The organism is Serratia sp. UGAL515B_01 (assembly GCF_033095805.1).
Lineage (GTDB): Bacteria > Pseudomonadota > Gammaproteobacteria > Enterobacterales > Enterobacteriaceae > Chania.
On sequence record NZ_CP109900.1, the window covers coordinates 13,155 to 28,761 of the forward strand.

Below are 15,607 nucleotides of genomic sequence, written 5' to 3' on the forward strand. Positions count from 1 at the left end.
TTGAGACACTCAAGCAGGTAACTATATGAACCAGTGCTATTATGACAGAATAAGCAAGGGAAACCGGACATACCGGTTGACGGTATTTAAAGAGGATAACGATTATCGTTTACTCTTTGAACAATTTGAAAAAACTCCTTCAACTGAAGAGGGAAAAAAATACTCAAAGAAAAAAACCTTTGAGCAGGTCATTTTTTTTGAAAATCTTCAGGATGTTAATATATCTATGTTGCCACTGCGACCGTTAGCAATACGATTCATTGAAAAATTACAGGAATTAAAATATGCACTTTGATAAAAGCATGATCACACCTGAAAAGTTAAAGGAATTACGTGATCAGCTTGGTTATTCAAATCATGAAATGGCCCAAGTGCTAGGTATTAGTGATCAAACATGGCTGAATAAAATCAGTGCAAAAAGTAACAGTGGGAAAATATCAAAACTAGAATATGAGTTTTTACTTTTGCTTGTAAATCAGCACCCAAAATACAAAATAAAAAAAATGTGAATTATTTTCTTGATAAATACTTAAATAAGTAGTAAATTAAGAATGTAGTCAAACAACAACGCCCAAACGGGCAGGAGTTAAAAAATGAAAACGTTAAAATCCGCAGCAATACAATTTCTCGTTGATGTTAGGTCTAATCGTTGCATGAAACTATCATATCGTGATGCAATAGAAGGTCTTGGCCTCAATCAAAAAAACAGAATTACGCGTTGTTATCATAAGAGAGATAGCAGAAAAACAATAGCTGAATTAACGGAGTTGATATCTAGTTTATTGGAGTATGTTGTAATTCTCCATAGTCGTGATGGGTATAATGTTCGCACGGTATTTAATCATGAGGATGATGCTTTGAATTTATTTCGTAATTATGTGATGAATGGGAAAAAAGTTTCATTGGTTGTGGAGTCTGAATAAGAAATAACGTTTAAAAGGGGGTATCAGGTTGCAGGAACAACCTGATACCTATGACAGTAAAAAAACCACTGTGAGGTCAATTTAATGTCAATGGAACGGATAGTAGCAATAGCGGATAGGCTTGTAAAGGGGCAGTCAACCACAATTCCGGCCATGAAACCGGCTCAATGGGATGAGTTACGTTGGTGGATTAATTATCACCAGGAGGTTGGGAGGAAACCCAGTAAAAAAATGAATTATATGATTAATATATCCCCATCAATGGCTGATAATTTAGAGACTTTAATATGTTCACTCTTCACTATTCATCGTAAATATTTTGATGAATTTGAAAATATTTCAATAATTAGATTTGTATTAAAATCTGGTGACGAAATTAAATTCTTTTTTCACGAAGTTAATAAATTTAATTGTGTTTACTACCGGTTACAAGCCAGTGGGGCATGGTTCACTTTTAACAGTATTCGGTTAGGTAATTGCATTAGCGAAGTGGAAAAAAATAGCCGGATGATAGAGACATTAAATTAATGGAGTCAGTAATGAAAAATTTAACTGAGAATGCCAAGAAATTTTTAGCTAAAAAACCGTTATTGATTGGGGTGGTTATGGGGTATAAATTTTATGAACACCCAGAACTAGGCGATGAAACCGACCTAAAGGTACTTACACTAGATGGCAGGCTCGTTTCATCAGGCTATTATGATTTACCTTCTACACATGAAATGATGGGAATATCATTTTAGCTTATCAGGTGTTCCAGGTCGAAGAACTGGAACACCATTTTAAGATGAAAAGCATAAATAAATGATTAAAAGTGCAAAAACTGCACTTTTAATGATATATTTTTTCTATGATGATGACAAAGGGGCGGGAGTCAATGACAGGGTTTGAGTTACGTTTGTGGCGACGTGGGTTAGATTGGACGCAAGAACGCGCAGCTGAAGAACTTGGGGTGTCATTGAGAACCTACAAAAGTTACGAAAATAAGGCCCCAAAAAAAACTGCGATCATTGCCGCCCAGGCATTAGCCGTTCGTGAATTGTTGGCGTCAAATTTAGACGTAAACGCGCAGTATTTAAGGATGAAAATGGTAATACAGTTAGGTTAGTTAAGGAGTAAAGATGAATTTTAAAAAAGAAAATGCAACCATTTTAGGATTAGGATTTAACGTAAGAAAACCTAATATGAGGTGTTTATGAGTTTTATTAGTTATGTTGAATATAAAGATGTAATGCCAGATGGCTTGCAGTTTGATAATTTACTCACAAAGGATTTGGAGTTTGGTTGTTTATTTTACCGGGTTTATGAAAACCGTCTACTGCGTGAAGAAGATGATGGTTCAGTTATTGATATAGCTTATGTGGGTAATCTGTATGTTTACAATAATGATAAAGAGTATAGAGCCTACATTATGAAATTCGATGAGAGTGGGAACTTACAGGCCGTAAATGTTGCATAAATAAAGGATGGTTAATATGTTGAAAAAGAATCATAGTATTAATGAAATATTATTAATTGCTGGCGGTGCTTTTTTTATTTATTTAATAGCTCCTGCACTCGGAATTGGGGCAGGCATACTAATGTCTTTATGGATGAATGGAAAAGAATTATTATCTCCGTGGGCAGTGGGAGTTAATGTCACCGCTGTTATAATTTATGTTTTTTGTTATTTAACGTCGGAAAATAAAGTAAAATTAAAATCGTCTATAACATTAATAATCGTTGGCATCATTTTCTTGCCATTGCAAGCGGGAACGTATGATTATTTTATAGCTGAAGCTCCTACAATAAATGTTCAAAACAATCTTTTAAATGCATCAACTGAACAGTTATCAGCGTTAGCTTACGGTTTTATACGTTATGTTAGTATTGGTACTGGAGTCTTATCTATATTATATTCGGTTGGGTCAATATTTGAAAAAAGTAGCAGTTAGGATGACATGGGTGGTAATTAACGGTCATGTAATACAATCGTATTACATGACCTCTGCCCCGGTTAAAGGGCCTTCCTTCTTTGCGCTGCTGCATCGGCAATGGCCAGAAATTCCTGCTGTAAAAACTTATCCGTTGGTCGGTTGTTTTTCACATACTCGTTGGTATTCAGCCAGGTTCGAATAACATCAAGGTCAGAAGCCAGGTTATCAAGATCCCGTTTCCCCCATTTCGCTACCTTTGTAACATACCAGGCCGCAGAATGATCCGGCCCTGCTTCATGTTTTTCCATATCTTTATAAATTTCATAGCTCTTGCCCTTGAAAGTCAGTTCCTTTTCACCCTGGACATCCTGAATATGAATGTCTAGCCCTAACGCTTTTCGCATGTATATCGTCAGGACTTCACAGGGTTCAATATCCGTGGCGGGATAAGGAAAATATTCAATCATGCTGAGGCGTACCATCACGTAAAGATCTGCCGCTTTAAACAGTGAGTTTTCCATTCATTTCGTTCCTTTCTAACGGGGGTGTGCTTCATCTTACCGGATCGGGGCGCGTTTTGCCGAGTTCGGTTTTACAGGTATAAGACCGAACACCCTTCGCAATCCCTAAGGATTTCTTTATGAATATTCCGAGTGAGCGTATCTTTGTTCACATCTTGTAACGATGTGAAGGAGCATACGATGAACGTGAATTTAAAAGAAATAGCGTGTAACTGTAACTGGAACAAAGGTGTCGTTCTCGACAAACACAGTAAGTGCAGCGTTGTGATAGGACAGAACGAGTACGGGCATAACGTTTATGACACCATCCGAACGGACGTGGGTGAGGCTTTATTTCAGCTTAAATACCGTTCGGACTGGAATCAGGTTCAGCCGCTGGCCCAGTGCCTTTATGATAACGTCTATCGCCTCTTTGATAATGTCGGGTTCATCGTTCCTATGGCCGCGTCTAACGTCCGGGCGCGTCAACCCGTAACCGAAGTGGCCCAGGCGCTGGCGCAGTTAGCCGGTGTTCCCTGTTGCACGACTATGTTGCTCAAGGCTGCTGGCGGCGTATCGCTCAAGAATCTCAATACCAAAGAGGAAAAAGTTGCTGCCATTGCTGACAGCTTTTCCTGTGAAGAGATTATCAAGAATGAGGGGCGGTGGAATGTTTTAGTGATTGATGACCTCTATCACACAGGCGCATCAATGGAGGCTGCATGTGCGGCGCTACGCGGCTATAATAAAATTAATAATATCTACGTTGCGGCGCTAACCTGGAGATAATCATGACGACGACAGTTTTCGTTGCTGGTTCAATAACCATCAAGAAACTCGATCCGCTTATCGTTGAGCGGTTAAAGAAAATTGTTGGTAAGAACTTTGATGTTGTTGTCGGTGACGCGTCTGGCGTTGATTCCTCCGTACAGCTGGAACTTAAACAATTGGGTTACAGTGCCGCAACGGTGTTTACCAGTGATCCCAAACCCCGACACAATTTCGGTGCGTGGCCCGTGCAGCTCGTTAAATCAGACTATCGGCCCGGTAGCCGTGAGTTCTACACAGCCAAAGATATTAAGATGGCAGAAGCAGCAGACTATGGCCTTATGGTCTGGGATACAAAAAGTCCGGGCACGTTAAGCAACGTCATTGAGCTGCTTTCGAAAAAGAAAAAATCAGCTGTTTTCATCAATAAGACAAGAGAGTTTGTGCTTATCAAAAAAACCAAAGATATTGATAAGCTGATTAGCTTCATGTCGCCATCATCCCTTGAAAAAGTTGAAGAGAAGATAAAACTGTCCGAAAGGCTGGCGCAGCTGAATAATGAGCAGATGGCTCTAATCTGACGTGAAGATCTTCTTTGCTGTAGTCAAAGCAGCCGCCAAGCGGTTTTTTTACGCCCGTCTCCGGGCATTCGGTAAAACGTCCAGTTTACCGAATACCTTAAAAAAGACATAAAAAAGCCCGGAATAACCGGGCATTGAGCATCATTTCAGAATGTTATAACGGTAAAGCAACTTCCCAAAATCTTGTTTCATACTAACAAAAAGCAGTATCTCAATATTCGTGCCGTCAAAATCGTAGAGGACACGATACTCACCTTCTACATCAAGCCTTTCACGCAACATCAAACCACGATCTGAAAGGTATGCGTTGAAGCGATACCGCTGTGGATCTTCAGTAATGTTAGCAACAGATTCTGTTAGTAGGTTATCGACGAAACTCGCGGCCTGTAACTGCCCAATAGTGGCACTTTTATATGATTCAATATCTTCCAAGCAGTGCTGCGCCATTGGCGCTACTACAACTGAAAACTGATTTGACACTCAATACCTCACTATTATTTTCGAGCGGCACGTAGCCTCCCTAAGACATCTTCGGGGGTCATGCCTTTGCCATCTGTGATTTCCTTTTTGGCCATCATTGCCAGCTTAAAAAGGGCGTTTATATTTCTTTCGTGCTCAATTTCTCGCAGTTCCGCCTGACGTTCGGCGGCGGTCTGAATGAAAAGCTCTGCGACACCGTTTTTTGTTACGTACACACCTCCCTGAAAAGTTTGTGCATTTCCAAGGCTATCTCTGGCAAGTTTCTGCGAAATGGTCTGAGTCATAGTTTTCCACCCTTACAGTGAGATCTACTGGCGAGAACAGTAATCTCGTTCCCCTTTAGATAGGGCTTTGCAGAATTGCAAAGCTGGCTTCTCGCTCGCGCAACTTGTACACGTTCTGAGATTATAATACATCGAGGTTCTATCGTGTACATATTTGCACACGCAGTATCGCCTTCTGTCTAGATTCGGTTTTACAGGAAGTTTACCGAACCGATCACCAATATTCAGTACGTCAAATTTTCTGAATACCCTTCCCGACTGACCTTAAAAACTAACTGACTGTTTTAAAACAATTCTCACGTTGGGCGCCCAGGCGAAAATTATGTTGGCCAGCTGCGACCGCAGTGAAAGGTTGTTCAAGGATATTGAAGTAGCCTACCCACGATGAACGCTAGGTCAGCCCCCGCGCCAATGCTACGCTAACGGGATGCCGGCGGGGAAAGAAGGGCATTTTTTGTGGTGACGTCTGCCCTTTCAGATCCCGCTGGCATCTTCGGGTTTATTCCTTTCTTGGGAAGTTTATCCGATATCTGCCGTGCGCAGAGCGGGGTTTTTCTCCGCGACTCTTCCTGTCCCCTGCCCTATCATGAGGTGATCTTGATGATATAGGCCAGGTTGCGGAGATTAAAAAATTGCGTCTTATCCCCCACGAAGAACACCAGAATTCACGTAGCGCGATCAGTCGGATCGCCACGCCACGAATTGATTTTGAGATGGCGCTGGCCGTTCGCCAGTTGGCGAGTCGCCAGGCCGATAAAGTCAAATACCTACTTGAACCCGAAATGACCGTCTTGCTGTCCGGTTTTACCGATCTCCGTCGCCGCATGTTTTTTGATTTGCTGTGGAATACCGGTGCACGGTTGAGTGAAGCCCTGGCACTGAGCCCGGAAGATACTACGCTGGCGGTTCGCTGGCCGTTGCGTCCCAAAGTGACCCTGTTCACGCTGAAACAGCAAGGCAAGCGGGGACGCCCCCCTAAAAACGCAGTCCGTGATATTCCGCTGTTTGATGAAGGTTTTGCGTTAAGGCTACGCGATCACCTGGATACCTTCTGTCGAGCCAAGACAAAGCGGATCTGGCCAGAGTCAGACGATACGATGCGTAATTGGCTGCATCACGCTGTGGTGCGTTGTGAGGCTGAAGGATTTCGCTTTTCTGTGCCGGTGACGCCGCACACGCTACGACATAGCTTTGGGATGCACCTGCTCTATTGCGGCGTGGCCCCCCTCACCCTTCAAGCACTGATGGGCCACAAAGATTTTAAATCGACGCAGATCTACCTGAAGACGTTGGCCCTGGAGGCTGATGTGTCAGGGCAATACAATGTGCGATTTGGCATGGATAAAGGAGAGGCTGAGGCGCTGTTGCGGCGTTCTGTGCAATCTACATAAATAGTGTGTAACGTTATACACTATATTATTGCATCATCAACAGTAACGTTGTATAACGTTATACAATATATTGCGACACCAATGATTTGCTTTTCTTCCTGGTCGCCGCAAGAAAAAAAGGAAGTGCATATGGGCTTTCTTTTAATGATGTATAACGTTATACAACTTATTGGTGGCGTAATGATTGTACTGATTGGTAGTCATAAAGGGGGCGTTGGGAAATCTACTATCCTGATCAATTTGCTGATGTTCCTCAAACTGAAAACGACCCAGCGTATCGCTGTGCTGGAGTGTGACGAACAACATAGCGTAAAAATGTGGCTCGACGAACGCAGGGAAAAGGGGATGGTTCCTGATGTCGATTACTTTGAGTGTTATACCCATATCCCAGATACCGCACATCGTCTCGCTAACAAGCATGACCTGGTCATGATGGATGCACCAGGCAGTAAATCCCCGGAGTTCCGTAAGTGTCTGGCCGTGGCCGATCTATTCATTTCGTTGATAGACCCGACTTCACAAGTGGAAATCAACACCTTGGGAGAACTGGTGGTCGATGTTCGCCAGGCACAGACGGCGATCAATCCGAAATTGAAAGCAATGATAGTGATGAACCGTTGCCCGACCCATCCGGGTGATCAGGATGCAAGCACATTCCGCAAGATGATGAATGATGATCCCGACTGGCTGCCAGTTGCCCGGCAACGTCTGTTTACCCGAACGTCTTACAAACGTGCCTATAACGAAGGTATGGCCGTGCATGAATACAATGACAAGAGCGGCAACAAGGCGCGTGCTGAAATCGAGCTTCTTGCTACAGAATTAAAATTATACAGTGTATAACGTTATACATCATTTAGGTTGCAACATGAAATTGAAAAAAAGTGCAGGACTGGACACCGTAACAGAAGGGAAAACGCTCAAGTCTTTTGTGATGGAAGCGAGCAAACGGCCTGTATCGGGATCGCAGATCACACGTGTTAACTTCTCACTGACAGAACAGGATATCGATAACTTTGACCACTTTATCAAGGAGAGTGGTGCAAGCCGTGTTGCTGTACTCAGGGCGAGTATGAATGCGTTGCGTATGCTGGATGAAGATAAACGGAACACGCTTATTCGCCAGGCTGAAATCGCCAGTCCGAAAACTGGGAAGCCACCGATAAAACGGTAATTTAATACAGTGTATAACGTTATACACTTTAACCCACCTCTAAATAACATGATCTTAGTATCTTAGCTCTAAAATCGTTATTACAGTCACATTGACATATATACATATCATTAAAAATAAATCATATTGAATCATACAGTGTAGATGATTTTTCAATATCTATATAATTATTTTTTATAATATATATATGTTGTGAAATGTAATTCAAAATGCGTGGATTTTATGATAGCATCAACTTTGAATCATATATTTTTATAGTTAATAACATTTAAAGATATTGAAATAGATAACAATTTAACCACACGTGAGGTTTAAAGATGCGCATTTATGTTGACGACGGCTCTACCAATATCAAACTGGCTTGGAAAGAAGGTGGCGTGGTAAAGACAGCAATCAGTCCAAACAGCTTCAAACCAGAGTGGTCACTGAATCTGTTTGATAACAGTAGTTCGTCTAACTATGAAATAGAGGGGGAGAAATTTAGCTTCGATCCAACCAGTGCAGATGCTGTTGTGACAACCGAGACACGCTATCAGTACAGCTTGGTGAATGTGGTGGCGATTCATCATGCGCTGTTACAGTCTGGCATTGAACCGCAGAAGGTTGATATTGTTGTGACGTTGCCATTGTCTGAATACCTTGATAGCGACAATCAACCCAACAAGGAAAATATTGCGCGTAAAAAGGCGAGTGTGAAGCGTACAGTAGCGGTACAGGGCAAGGCTGGATTCGCAATAGATAAGGTTTCCGTGCTGCCTGAGAGCATTCCTGCAGGCTTCAACGTACTGGCAAGCCTTGAAGATGATGACTCTTTGCTGATCGTTGATTTGGGCGGTACAACGCTGGACGTGTCCCATGTTCGCAGTAAAATGAGAGGCATTACCAAAACGTGGTGTGATCCGAAAATTGGTGTGTCGATCGTCACCGATGGCATAAAAAACACATTAGCAGCCAACACCAGAATTAGCTCTCTACACGCCGATAATATCATCATCAATCGTAATGACACGTCATGGCTTGAACACCGTATGGCAGATGTGAACCATAGAAAAGCCGTGATGACTACGATAGAAGAGAAAGAGGGTGTCCTGACACGCCGTGTGACTGACGCGCTGACACGCTTCACAGGATATACGCATGTAATGTGTGTGGGTGGCGGTGCAGGATTGGTCAAAGACGCGGTGAAATTTGTTACTAAGGTACCGGAAAATCGCTTTTTTAGCAGTAAAGAACCACAGTTTGACCTGGTGCTGGGTATGCTTGAAATGAAAGAAGGTAGTGTTAATGAGTGAGCCATCTACCCCGCGTAAAATCGCGTTTAACCTTTATCCTGGTGAAGAAGCGGGTGATAAGTTAGCGGCAGATCTGCTGGATGAAACGCGTCTCAAAGAAAGAGGGCGTGCAATGCGAGCGTTTTTGCTCACGGGTGCAGCGTTGGCGAACATAGATCGCCGTCTGCCATTTCTTATCGCAGAGCTGGCAACGGAAAACATCACGTTACGAGATATTCAACGGCTTATAGGTAGTGTTATCCCTGACGCTTTTGCGCTCGATGATGCATTAATTCGGGCGTTGATGAGCAAAAGTGGTGTGCTTGAAGAGAAAGTATTAGCTCAGGGCTCATCGTCAACACAGGAACCCAGTGCTGAGGAAAGGGCTGCTTTGACTACGAGGGAGAACAGCAAAAAACTTTTTAGTGACGAAGACGACTAAGAAGAAAGAAGGTGTGGATAATAGCCGTCTTTATGACGGCTCTTAGTTGGAGTCCTGATTACCTGTGTTGGTACGTACAGCATTAATTTTTTATCTGATGTATAAATGCTCACACTTTTTGGTTATTCCAAAAGTAGCAAGCTCAACCAGTTTAGATATTTCCTTGGATTTTTCATATCGTTTGTAAGTACGCAAGCTAATCCCAAGTTCTTCGGCCGTTCTTTCTTGATCCCAGTTTAAGCCGCGTCGCCAAAGGCGTAATTCAAATCCTGTCATATTCGCATGCCTTAAAAGTGACATTTTGTCACTTTTAACATTATTTATTTTTCTATGCAAACATACCATCCAACAGTGCTTTTTCAGCATGGGGATAATGATGACAAAGCAGTAAGCTATGTGCCGGACATCAATATCAATCTTTCTGACTGCGTTAATGTGGCGATAAGCATGCTGAGAAAACTGTTTGGCTACGTGTATTTATTTGGAAAAGTAAATTTTTGTGGTTGAAAATTAATCAGTTGTTGAACCATTGAATGGACGTAAGGAGGGACAGTTATTCACAGGATTATACGGATGATATCCCGCAAAATTGTGGATAACTGCAGTCATTCATTGAGTTCAATGAGGCCGTGCCGTGACCTGACTTTAGCCGGGCAGCTTCGCCAGCAAGGGTAAAACTGTAGTGCAAAAACGCACGGCACATTCAGTCAGTTCACGTCACGCAGAGGCTTACACACAGCACATAAATTCTCAGCTTTCGCGTCGGAATTTACGGTTTTGATGCTATTAAGAAGGCTAAACCGTAAGTTTCTGTTCAAATGCTCGCGCTAGTCCTAAAAGGATGTCGCTGTGCTCCTTGGCGGTGAGCGAGCGCCAGCGAGTATGGTGGGGTTGTTTGTACATAGTGGAAACTATGAAGCAGATACGCCGTTGGAGTACAGAACGTAAGGAACAAGAACGCAAGCTGAATCTGGAACGCAGGGGGATGAAGGTAGCGCCGTTGTTTGCCGATGAGCTGATCGCGCGTGAGTTGGAGAAACGACATGATTACTTCAAGGGAAAATGAGCACTATACTGAAAGTAATTCTGTTTTCGGTCGTGGAGAGGGCGTGTGTATGTGGAAATATCTAAGACGAAAAATCACTAGCATACCGTTAGTGAAAAACATGTCTTTATCACAGAGAAAGCGAGTAGGGGGAAAATTTATCCTCTATAGCACTATGCTGCTGCTCATTCCTTTTACCGGCATGTTTCTGTCCTACAACAGTGCTCTGGTACATATCGTCTTTCAGGTGATTTGGGGTGTATCTATGGTCATCGGGTGTCTGATTGCTTTCGAGTCTAAGCATGAGTCGGGTAGAAGGGCAAAATGATGTTGGCCAGGGCAGGAAGGTATAGAATAGACGGCACCTGTGGTGCAGTTCTTTCACGTACCTTCCTGCCTCATACAGAACTTATCTTGGTTAACTGTTATACAGGTATTAGTGTTTAGATCTCTCATCGTTATTTATCAGATCGTTTCTATTACACGCTGTTATTTTCTTGTAAAACATTCAAATCAAAAAAACTCTTATAAGTAAACAGGATCGCGTATCTTTGCTGTTCTGTAAGCATTTTTAGAGATAAAAGCTCTGCTTTTTCTTGCTCAGTAAGTCTTTGTAAAAGCACATCTACAGGTGATACTCCACATGCCTCACATAGTGAATCCCTTTCCCACAAACCATTTATTTCAATTCGCCCACTAAAAATATCTTTTATACGTTGTTCTGATACATTCATTTTTCTTGCTATGTCGGAATAGCGGATTTTTTTAGCTCTGATGATTTTTTTTAGCTCTATTATTGAGGGGTGTATCACATTTTTCATACTGTAATAATTTTTCTTGATTATTTAAAAGTGTATGGAAAAACACTTAAAAAGTTAATGTGTGAAATAAGTATATAATAAATATGTGTTTTGTCTAATATGTATTTTTTAAAAGTGTAGCCACATACACTTTTTAATTACAAACCTTTGTATAGGTAGCAGTTGACTAAAGTATAGGTTTTTTTTAATGTAAAAAACAAACAAGCTAACGCTTATTAGGAGAAGATTTATTTTTATAATACATAGGGGTTTATATTTTTATTATGTTTTTGTTTCGGTGTTTTTTAAATATCCGATTGTTCTTTAAAAATTTGAAGTTGCTCATTGTGGAATTAATAAAAAAGCTAGTAAAATGAAAAGGCGAAGAATTCTAAAAGGAAAGAATAGAGTAAATTAATGGTTATAAAAATCGTATACGGAAAGGTAAGAAGACGGATGATAAAGAGATAAAGAGATGAAGAGTAAAGGACAACACGGGGTTGCGCCATAATTTTTTCGAGGTTAAGAAAACTCAATGAGTAAGGGATATAGCAGCAGAGACTCTAAGAGATAATATCAATAGGAATGGAGAAGTTTAAATTATTTATGGATGATAGAAATGGTTAGATTGAAAATTAAAAAATAGTAAATTAATCGATAATTTATTAATGCGACAGAGCCGCTTGTGCACTATGTATATAGTTGATTTTAAGATAAGTGAAATGATAATATTTTATTTTTATTGTAAAAATTAAATATATGCAAGCGTGAGTTTATTAATATTATAGAGGTGTTTTTAATTAAATTATTATAGTTAACGTGTTCTCGTTGTTGCATGTGAAATATTAAAATTAAATCAGTTGATAACTTTAGGTTTGATATTTCCTGATTTTATTTTTTTATAAATAAAATAAATTGACTTTGCATAATTATGACGTGCAGAGATAGTTTCATCTCTATTCTTTACGCCAGCATTATACATACCTACAGCCAACCAGTTTGTACCATATGCGTTGAAGTTCCTTCTGAGTACCATTGCGCCTACGTGGATATTCAAACAAGGTTCGGAAATAAGTCTTTCAACGGTTAATTGAGGATATTCGATGCGAAAACTATTCAGCGTTTTACTATTTATTTGCATGATGCCGTAATCGATGCTTAAGACATCTCCATTTTTGTTCTTGTTCTTATTGGTTGCCAATGGATTAAATGATGACTCACGATAAGCGATAGAGCGTAGATAATCAGGGTCAATATTGTAGTATAAACCAGCACGATCAAAGCAGTCCGCGTAAACGAAATTACTTATCAATAATAGAAGGAAGGTTGCTCCCGCTAATGGTATAGGCATCATCAGTCCCTTAAATTTTGAAAGTCTAGAATGAGGATATAATAAATAGCTGATTTTTAGAAGAAGAATGTACACACCACTCGCAAATGTGAAATTTGCATGTTTTTTCTTTAATATTAGTGTGTTAATAAATAAATTTGTGTTTTCTGTATGATTTCTTGAGTAACCCGTTAACAACCAGTAAGTTACTAAAAGGTGTCTCATAAGTAACCTTCGAGTGCTTTCATATATATCATGTAGTTAAGTTTGATTATTCTTTTGTGGTTACTCGATGGTTACTTGATTGATGCTAGTAAGTTACTCATAAAGGTGGTGTGTAAGTGAGTACCATTGATGGTTGCTAATAAATCAGAGGAAAATAGAGAAAATGGATACTGTATATAAAAACAGTGACGAACATACTAAAAGCCGACCGAATAGGGTCAACCTGACAGTTCCTCACTCTTTACTAGAGGTGGTAGACAGGAATGTAAATGCTCGTTTGGATGATGGAGAATCTAGAGATACTGCCAATAGAGCAGCGTTCGTCATGGAAATGTTCAAGCTTGGGTTACGAGTTCATGAAAATAAAAAGAAGAAAGATGAAGGGGAGGTTACCCTTAACGATCAATTAAAAATGATGAGTAGAAACATATTGATATCGTCATTTTTGGCAGAAGCTATCTTCAGCCTTATCAAAGAAACTTTAGATATGTCCAAAGTACAAAAAAGTGAAACTTACCTTGCTAATGATTTTATGATGGTGTTGGATGAAAGGATAACCGGGAAGTTAATGCAGTTCTTCAAATGATATTTTAGGGATTTTCCTGTCAGCCCGGATGTTCATATCTGGGCTGGCGAGAAATCATAAAATAGCGATTAACTAGCCTCGATTACAGTAACTATAAATTAAAAATTTTGTTTGTCGTAAGTGTGACTGTGGTAATAAAAATGGAATTTAATTGAGGTTGCGTATGATAAGATTGATAAAAGGTATGCCAGTTGTTGAGTTAAAACCAGTATTTCCTGAGCTGACAGAAATACAATTGAATTATTTGTGTATGTTCATGAATTATGGTAGCTACAGTAAGATTGCTGCGATTATGGGATGCAGTGAGGACAACGTAAAAAGGCACATTCAACGTTGCAAGGAGAAGCTTGGTTTATCGAGTGTGGATATGTTAGGTATTGTTTATAATGCCAGGGTTCAGTGTTGTATCATGCAACATTTAAAAATCCATGCAGGATTAGTAAAGCAGACGAGTCAACGTAATGCTCATTAAACACTAAGGAAGCCGTCAAGGCTTCCATTTTGAACTAATACAATTCACTCTATCATAAAGTGCGGTTCAATATTCTACCGTCTTAGTTCATGTATGATAAATGAACGCTTACCAGGTAGAAAGTCATCAACAACGGCTTTCCTTCTTTCCGTCCAGATTAAGAAGTGTAAGGTTGAGGAAAACTGAGTTTCATCTTCAGGCTGAGAACAGATAAGTAACTCACCATTTAAAGCGGTTGCAAACATACCTCTTCCGTAGTCCTGTTCACTGACGATAAAGTTGGTGTTGTCTTCCAAAAATGCTTCTGATTGATATAAGCGTAGGCGAAAGTATTCATCGATGATTGGTAGATAATAAACGGTAGGATTAAGAATACACTCCGAGCGCATAAACTAACCAGTCATGGTTAACATTTAGATAGACCTTCAGCGATAATGCTTGATTTTTTATAGGTTTCTACCTTATTTCTAATTAGGTGGCTTATGGTTGATTTTGATATGCCTGTTCTAACTCCAGCGTCGGACTGGTTAATTTCTAGTCATCGCAATATTTTTTCAAGACGTTCGCCTAATGTTTTCAATGTCTATAGTTCTTTATTGATTGGTATTCAATGATTTTACGGTTAAAAACTAACTAATAGTGAAGAAGGTAGTTCGCCATATGTGCGGATCTCATGAATAAAGAATGACTTTTTATTTTCATCATCACTATCAATGACAAACTTTTCGTCCTCTGTCCATATTAAGTATTTTAGTGGTTTTTTTGTATTTCCTTCAGATGTAGAGCAAATAAGAACTTCTTCATTTAAGATAGTGGCAAACATAGACGTTCCATAGTATTGGTCTGAGATCAAGTATTGTGAGTTTTCATCAAGGAAACCTTGAGACTGATATAACCCTAATCTAAAGTAGTCATGGATAATTGGAAGATATTTCGCTGTAGGATTAAATATCCCTCCTTTGCCATATACGAGCCAATCATGATTAATGCGTAAACCATCTGCGAGCGCTCTTGAGTTTTTATACGTTCGTGCTTGTGTCCTTACGAGATGGCTAATCGTAGTCTGAGCTACCCCTGTGCTGAGGCTTGCGTGAGCCTGCGATATCTTTAGTTTGGTTAGAGCAAACTCTAGTCTCTCACCCAGAGTTTTTAAGCTATTAGCCATTTTGTTCAATCCATCACTTATCTACAGAATTTCAACCAATAAATAATAAGTTATAAGTATTTGTTTTCTAATCAATAATTCGCTTATTTATTAATATTTTTATTAAGCTACTAAAAATTGTTTGAAATGTATGTTGTATTGTCATACTCTCAAAATGTTGAAAGTTCACTCAACAAGATATTGTGTTTATGTAGGCTTATATCCATAACCATATGTTTTAAAATGGTTAAACTTATTTTTTTGTAAATTTTTTA

25 protein-coding genes are annotated in these 15,607 nt (G+C 40.0%); 18 read left to right on the forward strand and 7 right to left on the reverse strand.

Going from position 1 to position 15,607, the window contains the following annotated elements:
- Positions 1-25 precede the first annotated feature (25 nt).
- The 8 genes from OK023_RS00055 to OK023_RS00090 all read left to right on the forward strand — a co-directional run bounded on the left by OK023_RS00055 (position 26) and on the right by OK023_RS00090 (position 2,857).
- Positions 26-295, forward strand: a complete 270-nt coding sequence (locus tag OK023_RS00055; RefSeq protein ID WP_317692488.1) for a hypothetical protein — start codon at positions 26-28, stop codon at positions 293-295.
- Positions 285-509 (forward strand): helix-turn-helix transcriptional regulator, encoded by a 225-nt coding sequence (locus OK023_RS00060; RefSeq protein WP_317692489.1) that lies wholly within the window; start codon positions 285-287, stop codon positions 507-509. The genes OK023_RS00055 and OK023_RS00060 overlap by 11 nt, the downstream gene beginning before the upstream one ends.
- A gap of 84 nt (positions 510-593) precedes the next feature.
- The gene (locus tag OK023_RS00065; RefSeq protein ID WP_317692490.1) at positions 594-923 is read left to right on the forward strand and encodes a hypothetical protein; all 330 of its coding nucleotides are present in this window, start codon (positions 594-596) and stop codon (positions 921-923) included.
- A gap of 84 nt (positions 924-1,007) precedes the next feature.
- The gene (locus tag OK023_RS00070) at positions 1,008-1,451 is read left to right on the forward strand and encodes a hypothetical protein (protein ID WP_317692491.1); all 444 of its coding nucleotides are present in this window, start codon (positions 1,008-1,010) and stop codon (positions 1,449-1,451) included.
- A gap of 11 nt (positions 1,452-1,462) precedes the next feature.
- Entirely contained in the window at positions 1,463-1,666 is a 204-nt protein-coding gene (locus OK023_RS00075; protein ID WP_317692492.1) for a hypothetical protein, read from the forward strand.
- A 134-nt stretch (positions 1,667-1,800) separates the two neighbouring features.
- Positions 1,801-2,031, forward strand: a complete 231-nt coding sequence (locus OK023_RS00080) for a helix-turn-helix transcriptional regulator (RefSeq protein WP_317692493.1) — start codon at positions 1,801-1,803, stop codon at positions 2,029-2,031.
- 87 nt (positions 2,032-2,118) lie between these two features.
- Positions 2,119-2,382, forward strand: a complete 264-nt coding sequence (locus OK023_RS00085; RefSeq protein WP_317692494.1) for a hypothetical protein — start codon at positions 2,119-2,121, stop codon at positions 2,380-2,382.
- Between the two features lie 16 nt (positions 2,383-2,398).
- Positions 2,399-2,857, forward strand: a complete 459-nt coding sequence (locus OK023_RS00090; protein ID WP_317692495.1) for a hypothetical protein — start codon at positions 2,399-2,401, stop codon at positions 2,855-2,857.
- A gap of 62 nt (positions 2,858-2,919) precedes the next feature.
- Here the strand turns inward: OK023_RS00090 and OK023_RS00095 are convergent, their stop codons facing one another.
- On the reverse strand, positions 2,920-3,360 hold the full coding sequence (locus OK023_RS00095; protein WP_317692496.1) for a hypothetical protein: 441 nt from the start codon (positions 3,358-3,360) through the stop codon (positions 2,920-2,922).
- A gap of 180 nt (positions 3,361-3,540) precedes the next feature.
- Between OK023_RS00095 and OK023_RS00100 the strand changes: the two genes are divergently transcribed.
- Positions 3,541-4,128, forward strand: a complete 588-nt coding sequence (locus OK023_RS00100; RefSeq protein WP_317692497.1) for a ComF family protein — start codon at positions 3,541-3,543, stop codon at positions 4,126-4,128.
- Between the two features lie 2 nt (positions 4,129-4,130).
- On the forward strand, positions 4,131-4,688 hold the full coding sequence (locus OK023_RS00105; protein ID WP_317692498.1) for a hypothetical protein: 558 nt from the start codon (positions 4,131-4,133) through the stop codon (positions 4,686-4,688).
- A 141-nt stretch (positions 4,689-4,829) separates the two neighbouring features.
- On the opposite strand, the gene OK023_RS00110 is transcribed toward OK023_RS00105, so the two are convergent.
- Together OK023_RS00110 and OK023_RS00115 are read right to left on the reverse strand one after the other, a co-directional pair.
- Complete coding sequence (locus OK023_RS00110) at positions 4,830-5,168, reverse strand: type II toxin-antitoxin system RelE/ParE family toxin (RefSeq protein WP_317692500.1); 339 nt, start codon at positions 5,166-5,168, stop codon at positions 4,830-4,832.
- 14 nt (positions 5,169-5,182) lie between these two features.
- The gene (locus OK023_RS00115; RefSeq protein WP_317692502.1) at positions 5,183-5,452 is read right to left on the reverse strand and encodes a hypothetical protein; all 270 of its coding nucleotides are present in this window, start codon (positions 5,450-5,452) and stop codon (positions 5,183-5,185) included.
- Between the two features lie 701 nt (positions 5,453-6,153).
- Here OK023_RS00115 and OK023_RS00120 point away from each other — a divergent pair.
- The 5 genes from OK023_RS00120 (at position 6,154) to OK023_RS00140 (ending at position 9,730) form a co-directional block, all read left to right on the forward strand.
- Positions 6,154-6,843 carry a tyrosine-type recombinase/integrase gene (locus OK023_RS00120; protein WP_411569352.1) on the forward strand — a complete coding sequence of 230 codons (690 nt, stop codon included), beginning with the start codon at positions 6,154-6,156 and terminating at the stop codon, positions 6,841-6,843.
- Positions 6,844-6,972: 129 nt separating this feature from the next.
- Positions 6,973-7,686 carry a ParA family protein gene (locus OK023_RS00125; protein WP_317692505.1) on the forward strand — a complete coding sequence of 238 codons (714 nt, stop codon included), beginning with the start codon at positions 6,973-6,975 and terminating at the stop codon, positions 7,684-7,686.
- A 25-nt stretch (positions 7,687-7,711) separates the two neighbouring features.
- The gene (locus OK023_RS00130; protein WP_317692506.1) at positions 7,712-8,017 is read left to right on the forward strand and encodes a hypothetical protein; all 306 of its coding nucleotides are present in this window, start codon (positions 7,712-7,714) and stop codon (positions 8,015-8,017) included.
- 317 nt (positions 8,018-8,334) lie between these two features.
- Positions 8,335-9,309, forward strand: coding sequence for a plasmid segregation protein ParM (locus OK023_RS00135; RefSeq protein WP_317692507.1), 975 nt, complete (start codon positions 8,335-8,337; stop codon positions 9,307-9,309).
- Positions 9,302-9,730, forward strand: a complete 429-nt coding sequence (locus tag OK023_RS00140; RefSeq protein WP_317692508.1) for a plasmid partitioning/stability family protein — start codon at positions 9,302-9,304, stop codon at positions 9,728-9,730. Before OK023_RS00135 ends, OK023_RS00140 begins: the two co-directional genes overlap by 8 nt.
- A gap of 90 nt (positions 9,731-9,820) precedes the next feature.
- Here the strand turns inward: OK023_RS00140 and OK023_RS00145 are convergent, their stop codons facing one another.
- A complete protein-coding gene (locus OK023_RS00145) occupies positions 9,821-10,006 on the reverse strand; it encodes a helix-turn-helix transcriptional regulator (protein ID WP_317692509.1) in 186 nt (61 codons plus the stop codon).
- 637 nt (positions 10,007-10,643) lie between these two features.
- Between OK023_RS00145 and OK023_RS00150 the strand changes: the two genes are divergently transcribed.
- Complete coding sequence (locus tag OK023_RS00150; protein WP_317692456.1) at positions 10,644-10,796, forward strand: hypothetical protein; 153 nt, start codon at positions 10,644-10,646, stop codon at positions 10,794-10,796.
- A 458-nt stretch (positions 10,797-11,254) separates the two neighbouring features.
- Here the strand turns inward: OK023_RS00150 and OK023_RS00155 are convergent, their stop codons facing one another.
- Together OK023_RS00155 and OK023_RS00160 are read right to left on the reverse strand one after the other, a co-directional pair.
- Positions 11,255-11,596, reverse strand: coding sequence for a helix-turn-helix transcriptional regulator (locus OK023_RS00155; protein WP_317692457.1), 342 nt, complete (start codon positions 11,594-11,596; stop codon positions 11,255-11,257).
- A gap of 835 nt (positions 11,597-12,431) precedes the next feature.
- Positions 12,432-13,130, reverse strand: coding sequence for a lytic transglycosylase domain-containing protein (locus tag OK023_RS00160; RefSeq protein ID WP_317692458.1), 699 nt, complete (start codon positions 13,128-13,130; stop codon positions 12,432-12,434).
- A 163-nt stretch (positions 13,131-13,293) separates the two neighbouring features.
- On the opposite strand from OK023_RS00160, the gene OK023_RS00165 reads away from it, so the two are divergent.
- The gene (locus tag OK023_RS00165) at positions 13,294-13,716 is read left to right on the forward strand and encodes a hypothetical protein (RefSeq protein WP_317692459.1); all 423 of its coding nucleotides are present in this window, start codon (positions 13,294-13,296) and stop codon (positions 13,714-13,716) included.
- 163 nt (positions 13,717-13,879) lie between these two features.
- Positions 13,880-14,188, forward strand: coding sequence for a helix-turn-helix transcriptional regulator (locus OK023_RS00170; protein WP_317692460.1), 309 nt, complete (start codon positions 13,880-13,882; stop codon positions 14,186-14,188).
- A gap of 622 nt (positions 14,189-14,810) precedes the next feature.
- Here OK023_RS00170 and OK023_RS00175 read toward each other — a convergent pair.
- Positions 14,811-15,353, reverse strand: a complete 543-nt coding sequence (locus tag OK023_RS00175; protein WP_317692461.1) for a hypothetical protein — start codon at positions 15,351-15,353, stop codon at positions 14,811-14,813.
- Positions 15,354-15,607 lie beyond the last annotated feature (254 nt).